Source organism: Paraburkholderia sp. GAS42, assembly GCF_050436565.1.
GTDB lineage: Bacteria > Pseudomonadota > Gammaproteobacteria > Burkholderiales > Burkholderiaceae > Paraburkholderia.
Genome location: NZ_JBNDML010000003.1, coordinates 257,327 through 281,082, shown reverse-complemented (window position 1 = coordinate 281,082; position 23,756 = coordinate 257,327). Strand labels below are relative to the sequence as shown.

The following is a 23,756-nucleotide window of genomic DNA, read 5'->3' as shown; positions in this document are numbered from 1 at the left end:
TGCATGACACGAATCGTTACGCGCGCCTGTTCTCCCGCCGATGCCGAAGCGCTGATCCGCCACGGCCTGCACCCTGTTCTGGCGCGCCTGTACGCGTCGCGCGGCGTGTGCATGCCCGACGAGATCGAAACCGGCCTCGCACGCCTTGTGCCGCCCGCCGCGCTGAAAGGCTGTGAAGACGCGGCCGCCCTGCTCGCGGATTCGATCGAAGGCAAACGCCGGATGCTCGTCGTCGCCGACTACGACTGCGATGGCGCGACCGCCTGCGCCGTCGCCGTGCGCGGCCTGCGGATGTTCGGCGCGCAGATCGACTATCTGGTGCCGAACCGCTTCGAATATGGCTATGGCCTGACGCCGGAAATTGTCGCGCTGGCGGCACAACGCAAGCCCGATCTGCTGATTACCGTCGATAACGGCATCGCGAGCGTCGATGGGGTGGAGGCGGCGAATGCGCTCGGCATCGACGTGCTCGTCACCGACCACCATTTGCCCGGCGACGACCTGCCGGCCGCGCGCGCGATCGTCAATCCGAACCAGCCGGGCTGCACGTTCCCGAGCAAGTGCATCGCGGGCGTCGGCGTCATGTTTTACGTGCTGCTCGCGCTGCGCGCCGAGCTACGCCGTCGCGGCGCGTTCGGCGACGCGTGTCCGGAGCCGCGTCTCGACGGCCTGCTCGATCTCGTCGCGCTCGGCACGGTCGCCGACGTCGTGAAGCTCGACGGCAATAACCGCGTGCTGGTCGCGCAGGGCTTGCAGCGCATCCGCAAAGGCAAGATGCAGCCGGGCATTGCCGCCCTCTTCCGCGCCGCCGCCCGCGACGCGCGCGCGGCGTCCGGCTTCGATCTCGGCTTTGCACTCGGGCCGCGGCTGAATGCGGCGGGCCGTCTGTCGGACATGTCGCTCGGCATCGAGTGCCTGACCACCGATGACATCGGCCGCGCGTGGGAACTCGCGCAGCAACTCGACACAATGAACCGCGAACGACGCGAAATCGAAGCCGGCATGCAGCAGCAGGCGCTCGCCGACCTGTCCGCGATCGACCCGACCGGCGCGACGACGATCACGCTCTTCAACGAGACGTGGCATCAGGGCGTGATCGGCATCGTCGCCGGACGGCTGAAGGAAAAATTCCACCGGCCGTCATTCACGTTCGCGCTCGCCGACGACAGCGGCACGCTCGTCAAAGGCTCGGGCCGCTCGATTCCGGGCTTCCATCTGCGTGACGCGCTCGATCTGATCTCGAAGCGCGAGCCGGGACTGATCAGCAAATTCGGCGGCCACGCGATGGCAGCCGGCCTGACGATCGCTACCGCCGACGTGCCGCGCTTCACGGCCGCGTTCGAAGCGGTCGGCCGCGAATGGCTGAACGAAAATGCACTCGCGCGCGTTGTCGAAACCGATGGCGATCTGGAAGATGCTTATTTCACGCCGCAATTCGTCGAGATGATCGACGCCGCCGTCTGGGGCCAGGGCTTTCCGGCGCCGGTTTTCTCGGGCGAATTCGAGGTCGCATCGCAGGCGCTCGTGAAGGACAAGCATCTGAAGCTGCAACTCCTGCGCGGCCGGCAACGCTTCAACGCGATCTGGTTCAACCACACCGATACGCTGCCCGCCCGCACGACGGTCGCGTATCGTCTGTCGAGCGATACATGGAATGGCGTGTCGCGCGTGCAGCTGATCGTCGAACACGCGTTGAGCTGAGTCCGGGAAGGGACGCCCCACGCCCCGCTGCGCTTTCACGTCGAAAGACGGAAAAACGCCCCAAACTACGTAAAAAGCGCCCGAAAACCCGTGCCGGATCACGTATCAGCGCCCGGCGGGTAGCGCCAATCGGCTATAATTTCCCCTTTTTACGAAGCCACATAAGATCGACATGGAAGCGGAACGTCTCAACGCGATCGAAGCCTCTCTGGCAGACCTGCGCCACCGCGCGGACGAGCTACGGGGGTATCTTTGACTACGACGACAAGGCACGTCGTCTGATCGAAGTCAACCGGGAACTCGAAGATCCCGACGTCTGGAACGACTCGAAGCACGCCCAGGCGCTCGGCCGGGAAAAGAAACTCCTCGATGACGTCGTTGGCAAACTGACGGCGCTGGACACCGACCTGCGCGACACGCAGGATCTCTTCGAAATGGCTCGCGAGGAAGGCGACGAAGAAACGCTCGTCTCCTGCGAAACCGACGCGGCTTCGATCGAACAGCGCGTCGCCGACATGGAATTCCGCCGGATGTTCTCGAACGCGGCCGATCCGAACAACGCATTTCTCGACATCCAGGCGGGCGCCGGCGGCACCGAAGCGTGCGACTGGGCCGCCATGCTGCTGCGCCAGTACCTCCGTTACTGCGAGCGTAAGGGCTTCAAGACCGAGGTGCTGGAAGAAACCGAAGGCGACGTTGCCGGCATCAAGAACGCGACGATCAAGATCGAAGGCGAATACGCGTACGGCTTCCTGCGCACGGAAACCGGCGTGCACCGGCTGGTCCGCAAGTCTCCGTTCGATTCGTCGGGCGGCCGCCATACGTCGTTCACTTCCGTGTTCGTGTACCCGGAAGTCGACGATTCAATTGAAGTCGATATCAACCCGGCCGATCTGCGCATCGACACGTACCGTGCGTCGGGCGCGGGCGGTCAGCACATCAACAAGACCGACTCCGCCGTGCGGATCACGCACATGCCGTCGGGCATCGTCGTGCAGTGCCAGAACGACCGCTCGCAGCACCGCAACCGCGCCGAAGCGATGGCGATGCTGAAATCGCGTCTCTACGAAGCGGAAATCCGCAAGCGTCAGGCCGAGCAGGACAAGCTCGAAGCCGGCAAGACCGATGTGGGCTGGGGACACCAGATCCGTTCGTACGTGCTCGACAACAGCCGTATCAAGGATCTGCGCACCAACGTCGAAATCAGCAATACCAAGAGCGTGCTCGACGGCGACCTCGACCCGTTCATCAGCGCGAGCCTGAAACAGGGCGTGTAAGCATCGACGGCGCGGCAGCACTTGCCGCGCCGCATCGTTTTCGATGCGGCGATCCATCTGCTGCCCAGTTCGCTGCCTGGTTCGCCGCTACCGCACCAGACGCCCTTGCAGTCACGAAGCCCGTCAGCATCATCCGAGCCACCCAGAATACCGAACCATCATGACCGAACCGACCCAGACGACGAACGCCGTGCCTGAGATCGACGACAACCAGATCATCGCCGAGCGCCGCGAAAAGCTGCGCGCGCTGCGCGAACAGGGCGTCGCCTATCCGAACGATTTCCGTCCGACTCACCACGCCGCCACGCTGCAATCGGAATACGCCGATACCGACAAGGAGGCGCTCGAAGCGAATCCGCTTCAGGTCGCCCTCGCCGGCCGCATGATGTTGAAACGCGTGATGGGCAAGGCCAGCTTCGCGACGGTGAAGGACGGCTCGGGCCTGATCCAGTTCTTCATCACGCCGGCCGACGTCGGTGAGCAAACGTACGAAGCGTTCAAGAAGTGGGACCTGGGCGACATCGTCGCCGCGCGCGGCGTGCTGTTCCGCACGAACAAGGGCGAGCTGTCGGTGCGTTGCACGGAACTGCGTCTGCTGTCGAAGGCGCTGCGTCCGCTGCCGGACAAGTTCCACGGTCTCGCCGACCAGGAAATGCGCTATCGCCAGCGTTACGTCGATCTGATCGTCACGCCGGAAGCGCGCAAGACGTTCGTCGCACGCACGAAGGCCGTATCGTCGATCCGCCGTTTCATGTCGGACGCGAACTTCATGGAAGTCGAAACGCCGATGCTGCATCCGATCCCGGGTGGCGCGACGGCGAAGCCGTTCGTCACGCATCACAACGCGCTGGATATGCAGATGTTCATGCGTATCGCGCCTGAGCTGTACCTGAAGCGGCTGATCGTCGGCGGCTTTGAGCGCGTGTTTGAGATCAACCGCAATTTCCGGAACGAAGGCGTGTCGCCGCGTCACAACCCGGAATTCACGATGATGGAGTTCTACGCCGCGTACACGGATTACACGTGGCTGATGGACTTCACCGAACAGCTGATCCGCCAGACTGCGGTCGACTCGCTCGGCACGGCGACGATCACGTATCAGGGCCGCGAACTCGATCTGGCGAAGCCGTTCCATCGTCTGACGATCACGCAGGCGATCCAGAAGTTCGCGCCGCAATACACCGACGCGCAACTTGCGGACAGCGCCTTCCTGCGCACGGAACTGAAGAAGTTCGGCGTCGACGCGTCGCAGCCGCAGTTCCTGAACGCAGGCGCGGGTTCGCTGCAACTCGCGTTGTTCGAAGAGACCGCCGAATCGCAGTTGTGGGAGCCGACCTTCATCATCGATTACCCGATCGAAGTGTCGCCGCTTGCGCGCGCGTCGGACAAGGTCGAAGGCATTACCGAGCGCTTCGAGCTGTTCATCACGGGCCGCGAGATCGCCAACGGCTTCTCCGAATTGAACGATCCGGAAGATCAGGCCGCGCGCTTCAAGAAGCAGGTCGAACAGAAAGACGCCGGTGACGAGGAAGCCATGTTCTACGACGCGGACTACATTCGCGCACTGGAATACGGCATGCCTCCGACGGGCGGCTGCGGTATCGGCATCGACCGTCTCGTGATGCTGCTTACCGACAGCCCGAGCATCCGTGACGTCATTCTCTTTCCGCATCTGCGTCGCGAAGACTGATTGTTTTTGTTGGTGCGACGCGCCCGGTGCAACGCCGGGCGCGTCTGGCGGTTTGTAACTATCGGTAAAATCTGCGCGCCCTGCGCTGCGCCGTCGGCAGTCAATTCCTTCCCCGTGTCGCCAGAACTCCGATCTGCCAGATGCCCATCGCACGGCGTCGGACTGCAATTTCGGATATGGTTACAACTTGAAACCTTAGGGCGCTCGAATTGTCGGACACTTTGGTTCAACAAAACTGTCGACTCTGTCCAGACGGAGGTCACACATGGACAATCCCAACACGCAACCCACGCAAAAAAGCCGTCTCCACCCGCTGGTCGCAACGGCCGCGGGTGCCGTTATCATCGCGGCACTGGCCGCCACGGCGGCGGTGACGGGCGTCTTCCCGAAGGCTGGCGGCAACAACGCGCAGACCGATCAATCGCAGGCTGCTCAGGTCGGCACGCAGCCGCCGGTCGTCGATTCCGCGCAGCCCGCCAATCCGGCCAACTATGCGCAGCAGCCGCAGCAGCAACAGGCCGTCCAGCAGCAGCAGGCTCAGGCACAGCAGCAACCGGCCCCGCAAGCGCCTCCGGCGCCGGCTCCGACCCAACAGCCGCAGTACGCGCAGCAGCCCGCCCAGCAGGCGCCTGCACAGCCGGCGTACTGTCAGAGCTGCGGCACAGTCGAAGCCATTTCAGCAGTCAAGACCGAAGGTCACGGCACGGGTATTGGCGCGGTCGGTGGCGCAGTGGCAGGTGGTGTCGTCGGTAACCAGTTCGGCAGCGGCAATGGCCGGACGGCGATGACGGTCCTCGGTGCACTCGGCGGTGGTCTCGCCGGTAACTCGGTAGAAAAGCATCTGCGCAGCACCACCAGCTATTCAGTCCGCGTGCGCATGGAAAACGGCAAGACGCGCTATTTTACCTATCACGATGCGCCGCCGTTCCAGCAAGGCCAGCGCGTCCGTGTTGAAAACGGCACGCTTGTCGCGGGTTAAGCCTTCTGTGCGCCGGGCGTTCGTCGTCCGGCTTTAAACTCCGCCAGAAGCGAAAAAGGCGATTCCAGTGGAATCGCCTTTTTTTCGTCCGGTCATCGCGACCGGAACGGCACTCAACGTTCAATAATCCGCATCTTCGATCCATGCGGCCTGGATCGCTTCGAGGATTTTCTCGTTCGAGCGGTTGGGATCGTCATCGAACCCTTCCAGTTCCATCACCCAGCGGTGCAGATCGGTGAAACGCACCGTTTGTGGATCGACGGCCTGATGCTTGTCCGTCAAGGCCATCGCGATTTCCTGCGTGTCGGTCCATTTCATGGCTGCTGCCTCCTCTCAGTGATTTTCCTTCGCGTGATTGATCGAGTAACGCGGAATCTCGACGACGAGGTCCTGGCCGGCCGGCATCACCGCCTGGCACGACAGCCGCGATTCGGGCTCGAGACCCCACGCCTTGTCCAGCAGATCGTCCTCATCTTCTTCCGACGGCACGAGCGCGTTGAAGCCTTCACGCACGAGCACATGACACGTCGTGCAGGCGCACGATTTTTCGCACGCGTGCTCGATTTCGATGCCGTGTTCGAGCAGATTGTCGCAGATGCTCTTGCCCGGCACAGCTTCGATCACCGCGCCCTCCGGGCACAGTTCAACGTGAGGCAGTACAACGATTTGAGGCATACGTTTTCCGTTCGTTCTCTGGGCACGCCGCCGTCAATGAGGCTTCATGCCATTTTACCGGTGACGCGCGTCTTTTTGACGTCGACGCGCGACACATCATTCAGGGTTAAAGCGGTTTAGATCTCGTCGAGCTTGCGGCCCGCCAGCGCACGGCGAATGCCCTTGTTCATACGGCGTGCGGCGAACTCGTCGGTGCCTTCGGCGAGCGCTTTGGTCGCGGCTTCGACGGCATCGACGTCGTCGCCCTGTGCCACGCCGCGCAGCGCGGTGAGCAGCGTGTCGAGCTGGGCGCGTTCATCGTCGTCGAGCAGTTCGCTGTCGGCGGCCAGCGCGGCGTCGGTCGCTTCGACGAGGCGTTGCGCTTCGACCTGCGCCTCGCGCAGCGCGCGGGCGCGCATATCGACTTCGGCGGTCTTGAAGCTGTCCTCGAGCATGCGCGCGACTTCGTCGTCAGCGAGACCGTACGACGGCTTCACCACCACCGAAGCTTCCACGCCCGAATGCTGTTCACGCGCGAACACCGACAGCAGGCCGTCCGCGTCCACCTGATACGTCACGCGGATGCGCGCCGCGCCGGCGGCCATCGGTGGAATGCCGCGCAGCTCGAAGCGCGCGAGCGAGCGGCAATCGCTCACCAGTTCGCGTTCGCCCTGCACAACGTGAATCGCCATCGCCGTCTGGCCATCCTTGAACGTCGTGAAATCCTGCGCGCGCGCGACCGGAATCGTCGAATTGCGCGGGATGATCTTTTCCGCCAATCCGCCCATTGTCTCGACGCCGAGCGACAGCGGAATGACGTCGAGCAGCAGCCAGTCATCGCCGTCAGCGCTGCGGTTGCCGGCCAGCAGATCGGCCTGGATTGCCGCGCCGAGCGCGACGACCTGATCGGGATCGAGATTGATCAGCGGCGGCTGGCCGAAGAACGTCTCGACCGCGCGGCGAATCACCGGCATGCGCGTCGCGCCGCCGACCAGCACCACGCCCTTGATATCGGCGGGTGTGACTTTGGCGTCGCGCAATGCCTTCTTCGTCGGACCCAGCGTGCGTTGCACGAGGTCTTTCGTGATGGTGTCGAAGGTGGCTTCGTCGATCGTCAGATCGAGCTTCGTGCCGTTCGACAGCGTGGTTTCGAGCTTCGCGTTCGGCGCACTGGACAGCGCTTCCTTCGTCACGCGGACGTTGTCGAGCAGCAGACGGACGTCTTCCGCCGTCAGCGTCTGCGGCGCGATGCCAGCCTGTGCAAGCACGTGACGATACAGCGCGTGGTCGAAATCGTCGCCGCCGAGCGCGGAATCGCCGCCTGCTGCGAGCACCTCGAACACACCCCTGGTGAGCTTCAGAATCGACAGATCGAACGTCCCGCCGCCGAGGTCGTACACGGCGTACAACCCCTCCGAACCGTTATCGAGCCCGTAGGCGATCGCCGCAGCCGTCGGCTCATTCAGCAGACGCAGCACGTTCAGGCCAGCCAGACGCGCCGCGTCTTTCGTCGCCTGACGCTGCGCTTCGTCGAAATAGGCCGGCACCGTGATCACGGCACCGACAAGTTCGTCGCCGAGCGAATCTTCCGCGCGCTGACGCAGCGTCGCGAGAATTTCCGCCGACACTTCGACCGGGCTCTTCACGCCATCGATCGTACGAATCTGCACCATGCCGGGCGCGTCGACGAAGTCGTAAGGCGCGTTTTCGGCACCTTCCACTTCGCTTTTGCCGCGACCCATGAAGCGCTTCACCGACACGATCGTGTTACGCGGATCGCTCGCCGCCTCGGCCTTCGCCGTGTGGCCAATCCGGCGACCGCCCTTTTCCAGATATCGCACCACGGACGGCAGCAGCATGTGGCCGTCTTCGTCGGGCAGCACGTCAGGCACGCCGCTACGCACCGCGGCGACGAGCGAATTCGTGGTGCCGAGATCGATGCCGACAGCGAGACGCCGCTGGTGCGGCGCGGGCGCCATGCCGGGTTCGGAGATTTGCAGTAAAGCCATCTGTGATCTTCTTCGTGGAAACGTTCGAACCGTTAATGAGTGGTCCGAGTGGTTCGAGTGATTCGCGGCAAACGCGACCGGAAGCGTTGTATCAATTATCGAGCTTCTCGATCTGCGCGACGATTTCCGATGCGACCCGCTCGATAAACATCAGCTGACGCACCGCTTCGCCGGCCGCCTGGTTCGCGCCGCTGTCGAGCAGCGCGCCGAGCTTCGTGAAGCGCACACGCTCTTCGTCGCGTAGTTCGGCAAGCAGCGCGTCGAGCGCATCCACATTCTTCGCGGCGGCCGCATCTTCGGTGCCTTCGCGCCATTCCATCTGCTGCATCAGGAACGCGGGTTCCATCGCGGTGTTGTTTTCCGCGCCAACATCGATCCCGCGCAGCGAAAGCAGATAGGTAGCGCGTTTCAGCGGATCGCGCAGCGTCTGGTACGCCTCGTTGGTGCGCGTCGCCCACTGCATCGCGATGCGCTTTTGCGCGTCGCCAGCGGCGGCAAAGCGGTCGGGATGAACCTGCGCCTGGACGGTGCGATAGGCGTGATCGAGCGTACTGGCGTCGATCGAGTATTGCGCCGGCAGGTTGAACAGGTCGAAGTGGCTGTCGGTCAGCGAGGCCATCGGATTACATCGTCCGTTGATGAGGGGCGTTGAATGTACGCTGGAAGCGCACCGGAAAACAGGCGGCGAAAGTACAGGAAGCAATGCGTGAGAAGCATGCCGGGAAATTAAAAAGGCGGCCCGCGCCGCCTTTTTCCCGCATCGCGCGGCCTTACACGCGGAACGATTCGCCGCAGCCGCACTCGTCCTTCACGTTCGGGTTGTTGAACTTGAAGCCTTCGTTCAATCCTTCGCGTGCGAAGTCGAGTTCCGTGCCGTCGATATAGGCAAGGCTTTTGGGGTCGACGATGACCTTCACGCCGTTGCATTCGAACACTTCGTCTTCGGCCGCGAGTTCGTCCACGTACTCGAGCTTGTAGGCAAGACCCGAGCATCCGGTCGTGCGCACACCGACGCGCAGGCCGACACCCTTGCCGCGCCGCGTCAGGTATTTCTGGACGTGCTGTGCTGCCTTTTCGGTCAACGTAATTGCCATAGCGTTTCTCATTGCGCGGACCCGGGTATCATCCCGCGCCCTGCGACCCTGCCTGCATCCAATATCGCTCATGCCGGGCAGTTCCATTACGCGTTGCCGCGCTTTTCAGACCGCCCGCTGCCTGCTATCCACTGTGGACCCGCTGGCTGCGAATCCGTCGCTACGAATCGCGCTTAAGCAGCGTGCTGCTTTTCGCCCGCTTCTGCGGTAGCGCCATGACGCTGCTTGTAGTCGGCGACCGCTGCCTTGATCGCGTCTTCCGCGAGGATCGAGCAGTGGATCTTCACCGGCGGCAGCGCCAGTTCTTCGGCGATCTGCGTGTTCTTGATCGTCATTGCCTGGTCAAGCGTCTTGCCCTTCACCCATTCGGTGACGAGCGAACTCGATGCAATCGCCGAACCGCAGCCATACGTCTTGAACTTTGCGTCTTCGATGATGCCGTCCGCGCCCACGCGGATCTGCAGCTTCATCACGTCGCCGCAGGCCGGCGCGCCGACCATGCCGGTGCCGACTGCATCGTCGTCTTTCGCGAACGAACCGACGTTGCGCGGGTTTTCGTAGTGGTCCAGAACCTTGTCGCTATAAGCCATGATGTCACTCCTTGATTCGTTTCAAACTGCGTTCGATGTCGATGTCGATGTCGACGCTGATGTCAATGCAGGCGCGTCAGTGCGCGGCCCACTGGATGGTCGAAATATCGATACCGTCCTGATGCATTTCCCACAGCGGCGACAGGTCGCGCAGCTTGGCAATCTTGCTCTTCAACAGGTTGATCACGTAGTCGACGTCCTGCTCCGTCGTGAAACGGCCGACCGTGAAGCGGATCGAGCTGTGCGCCAGTTCGTCGTTGCGACCCAGCGCCCGCAGCACATACGACGGTTCCAGCGAAGCCGACGTGCACGCCGAACCCGACGACACCGCAACGTCCTTAACCGCCATGATCAGCGACTCACCTTCGACAAAGTTGAAGCTGATGTTCAGGTTGTGCGGGACACGCTTTTCCATGTCGCCGTTCACATACGTTTCTTCGATGTCCGACAGACCGCGCAGCAGACGGTCGCGCAGCATGCGGATGCGTTCGTTTTCCGTCGCCATTTCTTCGCGTGCGATACGGAACGCTTCACCCATGCCGACGATCTGGTGCGTGGCCAGCGTGCCCGAACGCATACCGCGCTCGTGACCGCCGCCGTGCATCTGCGCTTCGATACGGATGCGCGGCTTGCGGCGGACATACAGCGCGCCGATACCCTTCGGACCGTACGTCTTGTGCGCCGAGAACGACATCAGGTCGACCTTCAGCTTTTGCAGGTCGATGGTGATCTTGCCCGTGGCCTGCGCCGCGTCGACGTGGAAAATAATGCCTTTTTCGCGGCAGATTTCGCCCAGCGTCTCGATGTCCTGCACGACGCCGATTTCGTTGTTCACCGACATGACCGATACCAGGATCGTATCCGGGCGCAGCGCGGCCTTGAACACGTCGAGGTCGATCAGGCCGTCGTCCTTCACGTTCAGATACGTGACTTCGAAGCCTTCACGTTCGAGTTCGCGACAGGTATCGAGCACAGCCTTGTGCTCGGTCTTCACCGTGATGATGTGCTTGCCCTTGCTCTTGTAGAAGTGCGCGGCGCCCTTGATCGCGAGGTTGTCCGATTCTGTTGCGCCCGACGTCCAGATGATTTCGCGCGGGTCGGCATTCACGAGTGCGGCGACGTTTTCGCGCGCTTCCTCGACCGCACGTTCCGCGTCCCAGCCATATGAGTGACTGCGCGATGCCGGGTTGCCGAACTGCTCACGCAGATACGGAATCATCTTGTCCACCACGCGCGGATCGACCGGCGTCGTCGCGCTGTAATCCATGTAAATGGGCAGGTGGGGAATGTCGTTATTCATCAATCGCTCCGGGAAATCTATGTGCTGGCTCTGTCTCTGGCTCTGGACCCGAGGGCTTTCTGTCGCGCCCTTCGCTCCTGCGCGTGCAAGTGTCAACCGGCCAGGTTGAAAACGGAATTCGGTCCTTTCGGCGTGACGCGCGTGGTTTCAACGACGGGCGCTTCGCTGCGCCGGTCGCGGATCACCGCGGGCGCACCTTCGCGCGAACGCTGCTGGTCGACGAGGTCTTTTAGCGACACCGAATCGAGATACTCGACCATCTTCTGGTTGAGCGTCGACCACAGTTCGTGCGTCATGCAGTGACCATCGTGCTGTTTGGTGCCTTCGCAGGTGCCCTTGCCACCGCACTGGGTGGCATCGAGCGGTTCGTCGACGGCAATGATGATGTCCGCAACGGTCACCGCCTCAGCGCGACGCGCGAGGTTGTACCCGCCGCCCGGCCCGCGAACGGACTCGACGATCTCATGGCGACGCAGCTTGCCAAACAGCTGCTCGAGGTAGGACAGGGAAATGTGCTGGCGCTGGCTGATACCCGCAAGCGTCACCGGGCCCTGCTCCTGGCGCAATGCCAGGTCAATCATCGCCGTGACGGCGAAACGGCCTTTCGTGGTGAGTCTCATGATGTATTGGGGATACCGCAATTCTCGACAAGTTTGGTCAAGTATAAATACATGACGAATTTAGTCAAGTATCCCTATCCCCGTTCCGGTTATCTAACAGATAGAAGACTGCGCGATCAGCGGCGCCGTCAGGTGGTTAATTGGGGACGCAGCGCCGCGATCAGTCCACGACACGCCGCCTCACACTGGTCCAGCACCTGCTCGAAGCCCGCATCGCCGCCAAAATACGGGTCAGCGACCTCGCGCCCGTTGGCTGCGGGCGCAAATTCCATCAGCAGCCGGATCTTGTCGCGCTGCGCCGGCGGGCAGACTGCCTTCAGCGCGGCGACGTTCGCGTCGTCCATCGCGATCAGCAGATCGAAGCGCTCGAAATCGACCGGGCCAATCTGTCGGCCGCGTAACGCCGACAGGTCGTAGCCGCGCTGACCGGCCGCGTGTTGCGCCCGCCGGTCGGGCGAAGCGCCGATATGCCAGTCGCCGGTGCCGGCCGAGTCGATCAGGATGTGATCCGACAGCCTTGCTTCCTCGACCTGATGCCGCATCACCCCTTCCGCCGTCGGCGAGCGACAGATATTCCCGAGGCAGACAAAGCAGATGGAGATCGTTTTCACCAGATCGGTCCGGAGCGTAAGGCAGTCAAAGAGCCGCGATCCGCAGCGAAGTCGTGATTATACAAAGGCCGGCAAAACCACGTTTGCCACGGCCCCAAACCTTGTTTACAGGGTTGCCGAAACCGCCGGCAGAACGGAGGCGTCGCGCAGGCTTTTCGCGGGCATGCTGGCGTCATCGCCGACAAGTCCGTACGATACGGCCCGCGCCAGTTCGGCGGTGAGCTGGCCAGCGGCGAGCGGCGTCTGCGTCGCGCGCGAAGCAGCTTCGCTACAGACGTGGACGTAAGCGGCGGCGGCAAGCGGCAGGACGATGGCGAGTGGCCAGTACATCGATATTGTCTTTTTCATGATGCGTTCCTTGGTTTGAAGGCGGGTGAGCTTGTGACCCACTTTGCCCATTCGAAATGATAGATGGGGACGCAATCGGGAAAAACCCACCCTCGCGAGAAACAGCGTTGTCCTGCAGGAAACAGTGCGCGAGTCAAACGTGCCTTTCACGCGATCTGCGGACGCGACTCCCGCGAGCGGATGAAAGAAATCCTTACAAAATCGAACAATGCAGATATGACAAGCCCTGTAAAAAGCTGTCTTACTGCAATGAAAGGCTTTTGAGTTACCTCCCCATGAAACGCATCGCATTGATAGCTGGCCTTGCTGCTGCAACGGCCCTTGCCGGTTGTGCCGTCTATCCGGACGGCACGCCGGCCTACGGCGGCGGCTACGACACCTACGACGGCTACGGTCAGGGCTATCCGGCCGAGGGATATGGTTATGGAGCGCCTCCGCCACAGGCCAACGTGTACCTCGGCTTCGGCGGTTACTCCGGGCCGGGATATTACGACCGGGGCTACTACGATCGAGACTACAACCGCGGCTACTACGGTCACGGCCGACCGCCGCCCCCGCCGCCTCAGAGTGGCGGCCGGCCGGGTGGTGGCGGCCCGCCTCCGCCTCAGGCCGGTGGTGGCCGGCCGGGCGGCGGTGGCCCGCCCCCGCCTCAGGCCGGTGGCGGCCGGCCGGGCGGCGGCGGCCCGCCCCAGGCCGGTGGGCCGAATGGCGGTGGCTGGGGGGGTGACCATGGCGGCGGCCGTCCTCCTCCGCAGGGTGGGAACGGAGGCAATGGCGGCAACGGTCGCGGATCCAGCCGCACCGCGGAGACAACCAACGGCCCGGACTGGCGGGGGCCCCGCCATTGAGCGTGTTGCGCGGGTGACGCGCCTCAGGGCCAGAGCCTGGAGAGACAGCCGTTGCAAAGGCCAGAAACATGAACGGCGCGGTTTCAGGACCGCGCCGTTCATGTTTTCTACGCCTGCAACCGATCCATCAGCCGATATGACTGCGCTGCGCCGCGTACAACTCACGGAAAGTCCGCCCGACAGGCGCGGGCATATCACGCGTATTGGTCCAGCCGGAACCGAGCGGCAGACGCGCGATGGCGCGCTTCTGCCCGCCCATCCTTTCCAGCACGCGCACGGCGAGTTTCGTGACGAGCGCATAGGCGCTGGGGTGTAGCGCGAAATAACCCCACACCGCGAGCCCGAGCCGCTCCTGCCACGGCCGCAGGTGGCGCTCCATCTGTTTCTCCCGAAGCTTGCGCAACAGGTCGGATATCGGAATGCCGACGGGACACACGCTATTGCATTCGCCACACAGCGTGGCCGCCTGCGGCAGATCGATCGCCTTGTCGAGACCGACGTAGGCCGGCGTCAGCACCGACCCCATCGGCCCTGGATAGACCCAGCCATATGCGTGGCCGCCGACCTTCTGGTACACCGGGCAGTGATTCATGCAGGCGCCGCAACGGATACACCGCAACATCTCCTGAAAGTCACCGCCGAGCAGCCCGGTGCGCCCACCGTCGACCAGCACCACATACATATGCTCTGGCCCATCCTGATCGCCGGCACCGCGTGGGCCGGTCAGCACGGAGAAGTAGTTCGACGTCGCCTGCCCCGTCGCCGAACGAGGCAGAAGGCGCATGGCGGTCGCCAGATCCTCCAGCGTCGGCAGGATCTTTTCGATGCCTGTCACAGCGACATGAACGCGCGGCATCACCGTGCACATGCCTTCGTTGCCTTCGTTGGTCACCAGCGCGACGGAACCCGTTTCTGCGATCAGAAAGTTGCCGCCCGTCACGCCCATATCGGCGGTCATGAAATGCGGGCGCAGCATCTCGCGGGCCTCGCGCGTCATATCAGGTATTTCGGTCAGACGCGGCCGCTGATGCACTTTCGCGAAGAGATCCGCGATCTCGTCCTTATCCTTGTGGACGACCGGCGCGATGATGTGGCTCGGCGCCTCGTTGTCATTGATCTGCAGAATGTATTCGCCGAGATCGGTCTCGACCGACTGCACGCCCATTTCGCCGAGCACCGCGTTCAGACGCATTTCCTCGGTGACCATCGACTTCGTCTTGATCACCTTTTTCACGTCGTGCTCACGTGCGATGTCCGCGATCAGACGCGCCGCGGCTTGCGTTGTCTCGGCATACAGGACCGTAACGCCGCGCCGGGCCGCCTCGCGCTCGAACGTCTCGAGCCAGACGTCGAGATTCTCGAGCGCGCGGTTGCGGAGCGCCTTCAGCGCATCGCGCGTCGCGGCAAAGTCGATCCCGGTGATCGCGGCGGCGCGGGCCGAAACGAACTTCGTCGACAGTTTGGTGAGATTCTGTTGCAGACGCTGGTCGGCGAGTTTCTGGCCCGCGCGCGCCTTGAACTGCATCGATTGAACCTGCATGGCGACCCTGGAATCCGGTAAATGACTGGCTATGACACCCACACTGTGCAGCAAGTGGTCTGGTTCACGCAAAGATCAGGCGTCGCCGGCCAGCACCTGCGCGATATGCAGCACGCGCGTGGTCGTATCGCCCGTACGGCGCAGGCGCCCTTCTATATTGAGCATGCAGCCGAGATCGCCGAGCACGACGGCTTCGGTTCCGCTCGCGTGGATGTTCGCGCATTTCTCATCCACGATGGCCGTGGAGATGTTGCCGTATTTCACCGCGAATGTTCCCCCAAAGCCGCAGCAGCGCTCGCAGTCCTTCATTTCGTTGACCGGCACGCCGACCTGCGCGAGCAGCGCGCGCGGCTGTTCCTTGACGCCCAGTTCGCGCAGTCCGGAACACGAATCGTGGTACGTCACCGGGCCTTCGAATTCGCCCGGCGTCAATCTGACATTCGCAACACTGACGAGGAACTCGGTCAGTTCGAATACTCTCGGCTGCACACGCGTGTAGCGGCCCATCAACTCAGGATCGTCGCGAAAAAGGTCGCCATAATGCGCGCGAATCATGCCGCCGCACGAACCCGACGGCACGACGACGTAATCGAACTGCTCGAATTCACGGAGCGTCTTCTCCGCGAGATCGCGCGCAATGCGACGCTCGCCCGAGTTGTACGCAGGCTGCCCGCAACAGGTCTGTGCCGGCGGCACCACGACCTCGAAACCGGCCTTCTCGATCAGCTTGATGACCGAGAAGCCGATCTCCGGCCGGATCAGGTCAATCAGGCACGTGACGAATAAACCGACTCGCATAGGCGCTCCTTCGGGAAAACGTCCCCGATTATCCGCTGTCTGGCGTGTAAAACCAACGCCACTGGCCATTCGGACAAGATTCGGAGCGATTCGAGTCCGCCCTCGAGTCTGTCTCGAATGGCGTTCGCTTTTTTCACTATACGAGATACAATCAATTTTCCGCTGTTTGACGCGTCAACTGATTTCTCCCCATGAGCGACACGAACCCGGATCCCAAGACATCGATCCAGGTGATCGAGCGCATGATGCGCCTGCTGGACGCCCTTGCTGCGCATAGCGACCCGGTCAGCCTGAAAGAGCTCGCGCAACGCACCGAGCTGCACCCTTCTACTGCCCACCGTATCCTGAACGACATGGTGACGTGCCGTCTCGTCGACCGTTCCGATCCAGGCACGTACCGGCTCGGCATGCGTCTTCTCGAGCTCGGCAACCTGGTGAAGGCGCGCCTTTCGGTTCGCGACGCCGCGTTGACGCCGATGCGCGAACTGCATCGTTCGACCGGGCAAACCGTGAACCTGTCGGTGCGCCAGGGCGACGAGATCGTCTATATTGAGCGCGCCTATTCCGAACGGTCGGGTATGCAGGTGGTCCGCGCGATTGGCGGCCGCGCGCCGCTGCATCTGACTTCGGTCGGCAAGCTCTTCCTCGCCGCCGACGAATCCACCCGCGTGCGCGCCTACGCCACGCGCACCGGCTTGTCCGGCCATACGCAGAACAGCATCACCGATCTGGCCAAGCTCGAACGTGAGTTGCTCAATGTGCGCCAGCAGTCGTGTGCGCGCGATAACGAGGAGCTGGAACTCGGTGTGCGCTGCATCGCGGCTGGGATTTACGACGACACGGGCCGTCTCGTCGCAGGGCTTTCCCTGTCCGCGCCGGCGGATCGTCTGCAGGACTCGTGGCTCGGGCAGTTGAGCCAGACTGCACTGGTGATTTCGGAGTCGCTCGGCTACCGGCCGCAGCCGCAACCGGGCGGCGCACAGGCACAGCACGCCTGACCTTTCGGATCCAGTCTGATCCCGACCCGGACGAACCGGCAGCGCCAATGAAAAGCCCCGCAGATGCGGGGCTTTTTTTGCGACCTTGCCAAACCGGGAAGAGAACGACGCAATCAGGTGCCCGCGCCGCCGGCGTCCGCGCTGGTGATATGCGCTTCGCCGCCGTTATCGATCCAGGTCCGCAGACGCGTTGCGTCCGCAAAACGCGAATATTTGCCCGACGAATCGAGCAGCACCATGATCATCGGACGGCCATTGATGGTGGCCTGCATCACGAGGCACTCGCCGGCTTCATTGATGAAGCCCGTTTTCTGCAGACCGATATCCCATGACGGGTTACGTACCAGCGCGTTCGTGCTGTTGTACGCGAGCGACCGCTTGCCGGTGAACACCTCGTAGCTGCGATCGGTCGAGAAGTGACGGATCATCGGGTATTGATACGCTGCGTTCACCATCTTCACGAGGTCACGCGCGCTCGACACGTTCTGGCTCGTGAGGCCGGTCGAGTTCTCGAAGTGCGTGTCGTTCATGCCCAGCGCCTTCGCCTTGGCATTCATCGCAGCGAGGAAAGCCGGACGACCGCCCGGGATGTAACGCGACAGCGCCGCCGCCGCGCGGTTCTCCGACGCCATCAGCGCGATGTGCAGCATGTCTTCACGCGACAGCACGGAACCGACCGCCAGACGCGAGCGCGTGTTCTTCTCGTAATCGCGATCTTCGTCCGTGACTTCGATCTGCTCGGTCATCGGCGCTTTCGAATCGAGCACCACCATCGCGGTCATCAGCTTCGTGATCGACGCGATCGGCACGACGGCGCGCGAGTTCTTGTCGAACAGCGGCTCGGACGAATTCTGGTCGACCACATACGCGACGCTCGAACGGAGCATCAGCGCGTCGGGGGTTTCGTGCAGACCGAATGCCTGACCGACGGTTTGCTGGCGCGGCTCGAAAGCCACCTGACGCACGCCCGAATGATGGCGACCGTTCATCGAGTACGAAACGCGCCGCTTCTTCGACGTGGCGCGCGGCGCGTCATCATCAGGTTTCGCGGCGACGACGGTCGCAGCCTTCGACGACTTTGCGGCCGTCGAAGCCGTTTTTCTGGATTTGGTCGCTTTTGCCGGTTTGGCAGGCGCGGTGTCGGTGGCAGTGGCTGACGCGGCAAACGCGTCAGCAGGCACAGCGAACGCCGCCGTGATGACCAGCGAGGCGGCCACCGAGAGAGCGGTGCTGATAGCCGCGCCGTGGATCACTTTTAGCGACGAAAACATGTCGGTTTTCATTGGTGTTCTATATGGAGCGGCAAGAGTTGTCCGCAAGTGTAGTAAAACCACGAAAAATTAGCAATATTAAGCACTTAAAGGCCCTCCTTAAACCGGCTTGTCAGGTCCGATTGTAGAAAGCCAATAAATATGGCGCGTCCGATCAAGAAAAATGATCGGACGCGCCAGACAGTCTGTTGTGACGCGCGGCGCCCGGGATCCGTGCCCTTCTACCAGCTTAACGGCAATTTCGCAGCAAGCTTGATGAGGGGAAACACGGCCCGCGCGGCGCCGCGGCGCGGACGCCCGCATAAGCCCAGGATTTGCCCTTACACCACGCGAGGCGTGGCGACTCGCGCACCGCCGCATTTTTGTTAAGCGCACGCTGTAAAAACCGGTGCCGCGCGTTCGACCGCAATGGTCTTTTAACGTTCCGTGACAGATTTCGGTTTACCGCAGGGTCACCGATTTTGCCATCGATTGTCAGTCTTTGCTGACCGCCGCCCAGCCGCCCGCAGCCTGCCTGACAGCGTTACCGGACGCACCGCCACGGTGCAAGTGATTTTCTGACGGCTTCACACGAATGTCATACGCACTTCATAACCTTTTGTTTTATCGAGAAATTCTCGATATTGTGCAGCGCACAAAAAACGCTTGACTTTCGAGATGGCTGTCCTAAAATGGGAACCATTGCTGCGACGCACAAAAGACTGTTGCCAGTGCGTGTCGACAGCTTTGCCGGTTGTATTAACCCAACGCGGTCCGCGTTTAGACGGACCGCTTTCCAGGAGCGTAAACATGACCCTGCTGACCCCTGAGCAATTCGCCGCAGCACAAAAGGCCAACCTCGAAACGCTGTTCGGCCTCACCGCCAAGGCTTTTGAAGGCGTGGAAAAGCTCGTCGAACTGAACCTGCAAGTCGTGAAATCGACGCTTGCAGAAAGCCAGGAAAATGCACAACGGGCGCTGTCGGTGAAGGATGCGCAGGAACTCCTCGCACTGCAAGCCAGCCTCGCCCAGCCGGTCGCCGAAAAGGCACTGTCGTATGGCCGTCACGTGTATGAAATCGCCTCGGCTACGCAAGCTGAATTTGCCCGCGTCGCAGAAGCCCAGTATGAAGAACAGAACCGCAAGGTGCAGTCGCTCGTCGAAAACGTCGCGAAGAACGCACCGGCTGGTTCGGAAACCGCCGTCGCCGTGATCAAGTCGGCCATCACCGCCGCCAACACGACGTACGAAACGGTTCACAAGGCAACGAAGCAGGCTGTTGAAATCGCTGAAAGCAACTTCAATGCAGCCGCTACGGCCGCATCGAAGGCTGCCTCGCAAGCTGCAGCGCAGGCATCGCGTACGACCAAGAAGGCGACTGTCTAAGGTTTTACTGGACGTCGGCAGCCTGTAGTACCTTAAGCGAATAGATCAAGGTAGTCGATCAAGCTGGTGTATCACGCAACAGCGCCGGGCAGCCCGCCGTGTTTCACGGTGGGCTGCCGGGCCCGACGCTCCGATACGTTCGAACAGTGCGTATCGTTTCCCCGGCCACCGCCGGGTTTTTTTTGGGGCGCCGGTATTGTCGCGGACCTTGAACAGCCGAAAAAAACGGCGCGCCCCGTAAAGGGCGCGCCGTCTTTCTTTGGCCTGACAAGACCGCGAAACGTTACTTCTTTTTCTGTGGCGGCAAATCCGTACAGACGCCTTCATACAATTCAGCCGCCATACCGATCGACTCGCCGAGCGTCGGATGCGGATGGATCGTCTTGCCGATATCCGCTGCGTCCGCGCCCATTTCGATCGCGAGGCACACTTCGCTGATCAGGTCGCCGGCGTTCAGCCCGACGATCCCGCCGCCGATCACGCGATGCGTTTCATGGTCGAAGATCAGCTTCGTAAAGCCTTCGTCGCGACCGTTGGCAATCGCGCGGCCCGATGCGGCCCACGGGAACACCGCCTTGCCGTACTTGATGCCTTCGGCCTTGCACTGGTCTTCCGTCTTGCCGGCCCACGCCACTTCCGGATCGGTGAACGCGACGGACGGAATCTGCAGCGCGTCGAAGTACGCCTTTTCGCCGTGCGCGGCTTCCGCGGCGACGTGACCTTCGTGCACCGCCTTGTGCGCGAGCATCGGCTGGCAGGCAATGTCGCCGATCGCGAAGATGTGTGGCACGTTGGTGCGCATCTGCTTGTCGACTTCGATGAAGCCGCGGTCGGTCACGGCAACACCGGCGTTTTCTGCGCCGATCTTCCTGCCGTTCGGGCTGCGGCCTACCGCAACGAGCACGAGGTCGTAGCGCTGCGGTTCAGCCGGTGCCTGCTCGCCTTCGAACGAAACGTAGATGCCATCGTCCTTCGCAACGGCCGCCGTTGTTTTCGTCTTCAGCATCAGGCTGGCGAAGCGCTTGCCGCTGTACTTCTCCCAGACCTTCACGAGATCGCGGTCGGCGCCCAGCATCAGGCCGTCGAGCATTTCAACGACGTCGATCTGCGAACCGAGCGCCGCGTACACCGTCGCCATTTCGAGGCCGATGATGCCGCCACCGATCACGAGCATGCGCTGCGGAATCTGCTGCAGTTCGAGCGCGCCGGTTGAGTCGATCACGCGCGGATCTTCCGGGATGAACGGCAGCTTCATCGCCTGCGAGCCGGCAGCAATAATGGCGTGCTTGAACCTGACGACCTTCTTGCCGCTGTCGGTCTGCACTTCCATGTGATGCGGATCGACGAACGCGCCGACGCCGGTCACGACTTCGACCTTGCGCATCTTCGCCATGCCGGCGAGACCGCCGGTCAGCTTCTTGACGACGCCTGACTTGAAGTCACGCAGCTTGTCGAGATCGATCTGCGGCTTGCCGAACGTGATGCCGTGTGCACTGAGCGCTTCGGCTTCGTCGAGGACGAGCGCCGTGTGCAGCAGCGCCTTCGACGGGATGCAGCCGACGTTCAGACACACGCCGCCAAGCGTTGCATAGCGTTCGACGAGCACCGTCTTCATGCCGAGATCGGCCGAGCGGAACGCGGCGGAATAGCCGCCAGGACCCGAGCCGAGCACGAGCATGTCGCACTCGATGTCGGCGTTGCCGGAGAAGCTGCCAGCCTGTGGCGCGGCGGCGGGTTTGGCGGCTGCAGGAGCCGCGACTTTCTCAGGTTCTCTGGCGGCCTCTTTAGGCGCTTCTTTAGCCGAACCGGCGTCGGCCGATTCGACGATAGCGATGACGGTACCCTGGGAGACCTTGTCACCGGCTTTGACCTTGACTTCCTTGACGGTGCCGGCGGTATCGCTGGGCACCTCGATGGAAGCCTTGTCGGATTCGAGCGTCATGAGTGCCTGCTCGACCTCGATGGTGTCGCCGGGCTTGATATTGACTTCGATGACATCGACGTCCTTGAAATCGCCGATGTCCGGCACCTTCACTTCGACGAGACTCATTAGTGTCCCCTTCTCTTATTGACCGTGTTGACGAAGGAAAACCTGCCGGCTTACTGCGCGAAAGGTGCGACAACATGAGCGAGACACCCTTTGCAGTCCGCCCAAGGACGCGCCTTTCTTTTGCCTGCTTTTCTTTGGGAGACGCCCCGAAGGAAGTCCCGTGGGACAAAGAAAAGCAGGTGCTGCCCCGCACAGGGGCGACGCTAGCAGACCGGCAAGAAAGCAGGTTTAGCGAGAGACGTGGATCACAGATGGACCAGACCCACGTCGCGCTCCAGCGTCAAAAATCAAAGAATCACACGCCGAAAATCGGCAAGAACCGCAGCGAGATACGCATTAAACCGGGCGGCTTCGGCGCCATCGATGACCCGATGGTCGTACGACAGCGACAGCGGCAACGTCAGCCGCGGAACAAACTGCTTCCCATCCCAGACCGGCTTCATCGCACCGCGCGACAACCCAAGAATCGCGACTTCAGGCGCGTTGATGATGGGCGTGAAATTCGTCCCACCAATCCCGCCCAACGACGAAATCGAGAAGCAGCCGCCTTGCATCTGATCCGGCTTCAGCTTGCCTTCACGCGCGGCCTTCGACAGATCGGCCATTTCCTTCGCGATATCGACGAGACCCTTCTTGTCCGCATCGCGGATCACGGGCACGACGAGACCATTCGGCGTATCGGCAGCAAAACCGACGTTGTAATACTGCTTGAAGACAAGGTTATCGCCATCGATGCTTGCGTTGAACGTCGGGAATTTCTTCAGCGCGTAGACGACGGCCTTGATCACGAACGCCAGCATCGTGAACTTCACGCCAGCCTTTTCGTGTTCCTTGTTCAGTTGCACGCGCAGCGCTTCGAGCTCGGTGATATCCGCTTCGTCGTTGTTTGTGACGTGCGGAATCATGACCCAGTTGCGATGCAGGTTCGCGCCCGAAATCTTCTTGATGCGCGACAGCGGCTTCGGATCGATCGGGCCGAACTTCGCGAAATCGACCTTCGGCCACGGCAGCAGGTTCAGCTCGCCCCCGCCTGCGGCAGCCGGCGCACCCGCCGCCGGCAGAGCGCGCTGGCCGGTCATCACGCCCTTCACGAACGCGGTGACGTCGTCCTGCGTGATACGTCCCTTCGGGCCCGTACCCTGCACACGCCCAACCTCGACGCCCAGTTCGCGCGCGAACTTGCGCACCGAAGGCGACGCGTGGCTCGCGCGAACGCCGCCTTCGCCAGCCTGAATGACCGGTGCCTGAGCGAGCACAGACGGCGAAGCCGGTGCCGGCGCGGGCGCCTGCGGCGCATCGGACGGCTTCTCGACTTCCTGTTTCGGCGCAGCCGCAGCCGGTGCGGCCGCGGCGCCACCTTCCGTCTCGAGCAGCACGATCACCGAGCCTTCCGACACGTTGTCGCCTATCTTGACCTTCACTTCCTTCACGATGCCGGCCGCGGTGCTCGGCACGTCCATCGTCGCCTTGTCGGATTCGAGCGTGACGAGCGACTGTTCCTTCTCGACGCGATCGCCGACCTTGACCGCGACTTCGATGACAGGGATGTCCTTGTAATCACCGATGTCCGGGACCTTCACTTCCTGCACGCCACCACCTGAAGCGGCCGGCGCCGGCGCAGCAGCCCTGGAGGCCGCCGGTGCCGCGGCCGGCGCAGCTTCCTTCGCCGGCGCAGGCTTCTCAGCCGCCTTCGCACCGCCGCCTCCAGCGTCTTCGAGCAAGACGATCAGCGTGCCTTCGGACACGTTGTCGCCGACCTTGACCTTCACATCCTTGACGACGCCGGCGGCCGAGCTCGGCACATCCATCGTCGCCTTGTCGGATTCGAGCGTGACGAGCGACTGCTCCTTTTCGACGGTGTCACCCGCCTTCACCAGCACCTCGATCACAGGAATGTCCTTGTAATCGCCGATGTCCGGCACCTTGACTTCGATCGCTTGACTCATTGTTAGTGTCTCCTGGGCCGCGCACGCTTCCCCGCCCTTCAGGCCGGAAAGCGCACGGATGGCACTC

At 62.3% G+C, this 23,756-nt stretch carries 21 protein-coding genes; 6 read left to right on the top strand and 15 right to left on the bottom strand.

What is annotated here, in order from left to right:
• The first annotated feature begins 3 nt into the window (after positions 1 to 3).
• From recJ to P3T16_RS06190, 4 genes are all read left to right on the top strand, one after another.
• Positions 4 to 1,701, top strand: coding sequence for a single-stranded-DNA-specific exonuclease RecJ (recJ, locus tag P3T16_RS06205; RefSeq protein WP_429341584.1), 1,698 nt, complete (start codon positions 4 to 6; stop codon positions 1,699 to 1,701).
• Between the two features lie 172 nt (positions 1,702 to 1,873).
• Positions 1,874 to 2,978, top strand: a protein-coding gene (prfB, locus tag P3T16_RS06200; protein WP_429341583.1) for a peptide chain release factor 2 whose coding sequence is annotated in 2 segments (ribosomal slippage) — positions 1,874 to 1,954 and positions 1,956 to 2,978 — 1,104 coding nt in all. Because the reading frame shifts where the segments join, the coding sequence is not laid out codon by codon here.
• Positions 2,979 to 3,138: 160 nt separating this feature from the next.
• A complete protein-coding gene (gene lysS, locus P3T16_RS06195) occupies positions 3,139 to 4,668 on the top strand; it encodes a lysine--tRNA ligase (protein ID WP_429341582.1) in 1,530 nt (509 codons plus the stop codon).
• Positions 4,669 to 4,933: 265 nt separating this feature from the next.
• The gene (locus P3T16_RS06190) at positions 4,934 to 5,647 is read left to right on the top strand and encodes a glycine zipper 2TM domain-containing protein (RefSeq protein WP_429341581.1); all 714 of its coding nucleotides are present in this window, start codon (positions 4,934 to 4,936) and stop codon (positions 5,645 to 5,647) included.
• Positions 5,648 to 5,767: 120 nt separating this feature from the next.
• On the opposite strand, the gene iscX is transcribed toward P3T16_RS06190, so the two are convergent.
• The 12 genes from iscX to P3T16_RS06130 all read right to left on the bottom strand — a co-directional run bounded on the left by iscX (position 5,768) and on the right by P3T16_RS06130 (position 16,059).
• Entirely contained in the window at positions 5,768 to 5,965 is a 198-nt protein-coding gene (iscX, locus tag P3T16_RS06185) for a Fe-S cluster assembly protein IscX (RefSeq protein WP_429257688.1), read from the bottom strand.
• A 15-nt stretch (positions 5,966 to 5,980) separates the two neighbouring features.
• A complete protein-coding gene (gene fdx / locus P3T16_RS06180) occupies positions 5,981 to 6,322 on the bottom strand; it encodes an ISC system 2Fe-2S type ferredoxin (RefSeq protein WP_429257689.1) in 342 nt (113 codons plus the stop codon).
• Positions 6,323 to 6,438: 116 nt separating this feature from the next.
• On the bottom strand, positions 6,439 to 8,310 hold the full coding sequence (gene hscA / locus P3T16_RS06175) for a Fe-S protein assembly chaperone HscA (protein WP_429341580.1): 1,872 nt from the start codon (positions 8,308 to 8,310) through the stop codon (positions 6,439 to 6,441).
• A 91-nt stretch (positions 8,311 to 8,401) separates the two neighbouring features.
• A complete protein-coding gene (hscB, locus tag P3T16_RS06170; protein WP_429341579.1) occupies positions 8,402 to 8,929 on the bottom strand; it encodes a Fe-S protein assembly co-chaperone HscB in 528 nt (175 codons plus the stop codon).
• 151 nt (positions 8,930 to 9,080) lie between these two features.
• Positions 9,081 to 9,404 (bottom strand): iron-sulfur cluster assembly protein IscA, encoded by a 324-nt coding sequence (gene iscA, locus P3T16_RS06165; RefSeq protein WP_429257692.1) that lies wholly within the window; start codon positions 9,402 to 9,404, stop codon positions 9,081 to 9,083.
• Between the two features lie 173 nt (positions 9,405 to 9,577).
• Positions 9,578 to 9,994 (bottom strand): Fe-S cluster assembly scaffold IscU, encoded by a 417-nt coding sequence (gene iscU, locus P3T16_RS06160; RefSeq protein ID WP_429257693.1) that lies wholly within the window; start codon positions 9,992 to 9,994, stop codon positions 9,578 to 9,580.
• 76 nt (positions 9,995 to 10,070) lie between these two features.
• Positions 10,071 to 11,294, bottom strand: a complete 1,224-nt coding sequence (locus P3T16_RS06155) for an IscS subfamily cysteine desulfurase (RefSeq protein ID WP_429257694.1) — start codon at positions 11,292 to 11,294, stop codon at positions 10,071 to 10,073.
• 92 nt (positions 11,295 to 11,386) lie between these two features.
• Entirely contained in the window at positions 11,387 to 11,914 is a 528-nt protein-coding gene (gene iscR / locus P3T16_RS06150; protein WP_429257695.1) for a Fe-S cluster assembly transcriptional regulator IscR, read from the bottom strand.
• A gap of 128 nt (positions 11,915 to 12,042) precedes the next feature.
• Entirely contained in the window at positions 12,043 to 12,525 is a 483-nt protein-coding gene (locus P3T16_RS06145; RefSeq protein ID WP_429341578.1) for a low molecular weight protein-tyrosine-phosphatase, read from the bottom strand.
• Positions 12,526 to 12,630: 105 nt separating this feature from the next.
• Positions 12,631 to 12,873: a hypothetical protein gene (locus P3T16_RS06140; RefSeq protein WP_429257697.1), complete on the bottom strand. Its 243-nt coding sequence runs from the start codon at positions 12,871 to 12,873 to the stop codon at positions 12,631 to 12,633.
• Between the two features lie 975 nt (positions 12,874 to 13,848).
• Complete coding sequence (locus P3T16_RS06135; protein WP_429341577.1) at positions 13,849 to 15,261, bottom strand: lactate utilization protein B; 1,413 nt, start codon at positions 15,259 to 15,261, stop codon at positions 13,849 to 13,851.
• 75 nt (positions 15,262 to 15,336) lie between these two features.
• Complete coding sequence (locus P3T16_RS06130; protein WP_429341576.1) at positions 15,337 to 16,059, bottom strand: (Fe-S)-binding protein; 723 nt, start codon at positions 16,057 to 16,059, stop codon at positions 15,337 to 15,339.
• A 191-nt stretch (positions 16,060 to 16,250) separates the two neighbouring features.
• Between P3T16_RS06130 and P3T16_RS06125 the strand changes: the two genes are divergently transcribed.
• Positions 16,251 to 17,057, top strand: a complete 807-nt coding sequence (locus tag P3T16_RS06125) for an IclR family transcriptional regulator (RefSeq protein WP_429257702.1) — start codon at positions 16,251 to 16,253, stop codon at positions 17,055 to 17,057.
• 113 nt (positions 17,058 to 17,170) lie between these two features.
• On the opposite strand, the gene pbpG is transcribed toward P3T16_RS06125, so the two are convergent.
• On the bottom strand, positions 17,171 to 18,340 hold the full coding sequence (gene pbpG / locus P3T16_RS06120) for a D-alanyl-D-alanine endopeptidase (RefSeq protein ID WP_429341575.1): 1,170 nt from the start codon (positions 18,338 to 18,340) through the stop codon (positions 17,171 to 17,173).
• A 777-nt stretch (positions 18,341 to 19,117) separates the two neighbouring features.
• Between pbpG and P3T16_RS06115 the strand changes: the two genes are divergently transcribed.
• Positions 19,118 to 19,693, top strand: a complete 576-nt coding sequence (locus P3T16_RS06115; protein ID WP_429257704.1) for a phasin family protein — start codon at positions 19,118 to 19,120, stop codon at positions 19,691 to 19,693.
• Positions 19,694 to 19,976: 283 nt separating this feature from the next.
• Here the strand turns inward: P3T16_RS06115 and lpdA are convergent, their stop codons facing one another.
• Entirely contained in the window at positions 19,977 to 21,743 is a 1,767-nt protein-coding gene (gene lpdA / locus P3T16_RS06110; protein ID WP_429341574.1) for a dihydrolipoyl dehydrogenase, read from the bottom strand.
• Positions 21,744 to 22,030: 287 nt separating this feature from the next.
• Positions 22,031 to 23,689 carry a dihydrolipoyllysine-residue acetyltransferase gene (gene aceF / locus P3T16_RS06105; RefSeq protein ID WP_429341573.1) on the bottom strand — a complete coding sequence of 553 codons (1,659 nt, stop codon included), beginning with the start codon at positions 23,687 to 23,689 and terminating at the stop codon, positions 22,031 to 22,033.
• Between the last annotated feature and the right edge of the window lie 67 nt (positions 23,690 to 23,756).

Coding starts and splice junctions, on each gene's coding strand:
- iscA (WP_429257692.1), bottom strand. CDS start 9,404: ATGGCAATTACGTTGACCGAAAAGGCAGCACAGCACGTCCAGAAATAC.
- P3T16_RS06190 (WP_429341581.1), top strand. CDS start 4,934: ATGGACAATCCCAACACGCAACCCACGCAAAAAAGCCGTCTCCACCCG.
- iscX (WP_429257688.1), bottom strand. CDS start 5,965: ATGAAATGGACCGACACGCAGGAAATCGCGATGGCCTTGACGGACAAG.
- iscU (WP_429257693.1), bottom strand. CDS start 9,994: ATGGCTTATAGCGACAAGGTTCTGGACCACTACGAAAACCCGCGCAAC.
- lysS (WP_429341582.1), top strand. CDS start 3,139: ATGACCGAACCGACCCAGACGACGAACGCCGTGCCTGAGATCGACGAC.
- P3T16_RS06140 (WP_429257697.1), bottom strand. CDS start 12,873: ATGAAAAAGACAATATCGATGTACTGGCCACTCGCCATCGTCCTGCCG.
- hscB (WP_429341579.1), bottom strand. CDS start 8,929: ATGGCCTCGCTGACCGACAGCCACTTCGACCTGTTCAACCTGCCGGCG.
- lpdA (WP_429341574.1), bottom strand. CDS start 21,743: ATGAGTCTCGTCGAAGTGAAGGTGCCGGACATCGGCGATTTCAAGGAC.
- hscA (WP_429341580.1), bottom strand. CDS start 8,310: ATGGCTTTACTGCAAATCTCCGAACCCGGCATGGCGCCCGCGCCGCAC.
- P3T16_RS06155 (WP_429257694.1), bottom strand. CDS start 11,294: ATGAATAACGACATTCCCCACCTGCCCATTTACATGGATTACAGCGCG.
- aceF (WP_429341573.1), bottom strand. CDS start 23,689: ATGAGTCAAGCGATCGAAGTCAAGGTGCCGGACATCGGCGATTACAAG.
- recJ (WP_429341584.1), top strand. CDS start 4: ATGACACGAATCGTTACGCGCGCCTGTTCTCCCGCCGATGCCGAAGCG.
- P3T16_RS06135 (WP_429341577.1), bottom strand. CDS start 15,261: ATGCAGGTTCAATCGATGCAGTTCAAGGCGCGCGCGGGCCAGAAACTC.
- P3T16_RS06125 (WP_429257702.1), top strand. CDS start 16,251: ATGAGCGACACGAACCCGGATCCCAAGACATCGATCCAGGTGATCGAG.
- fdx (WP_429257689.1), bottom strand. CDS start 6,322: ATGCCTCAAATCGTTGTACTGCCTCACGTTGAACTGTGCCCGGAGGGC.
- iscR (WP_429257695.1), bottom strand. CDS start 11,914: ATGAGACTCACCACGAAAGGCCGTTTCGCCGTCACGGCGATGATTGAC.
- pbpG (WP_429341575.1), bottom strand. CDS start 18,340: ATGAAAACCGACATGTTTTCGTCGCTAAAAGTGATCCACGGCGCGGCT.
- P3T16_RS06130 (WP_429341576.1), bottom strand. CDS start 16,059: ATGCGAGTCGGTTTATTCGTCACGTGCCTGATTGACCTGATCCGGCCG.
- P3T16_RS06115 (WP_429257704.1), top strand. CDS start 19,118: ATGACCCTGCTGACCCCTGAGCAATTCGCCGCAGCACAAAAGGCCAAC.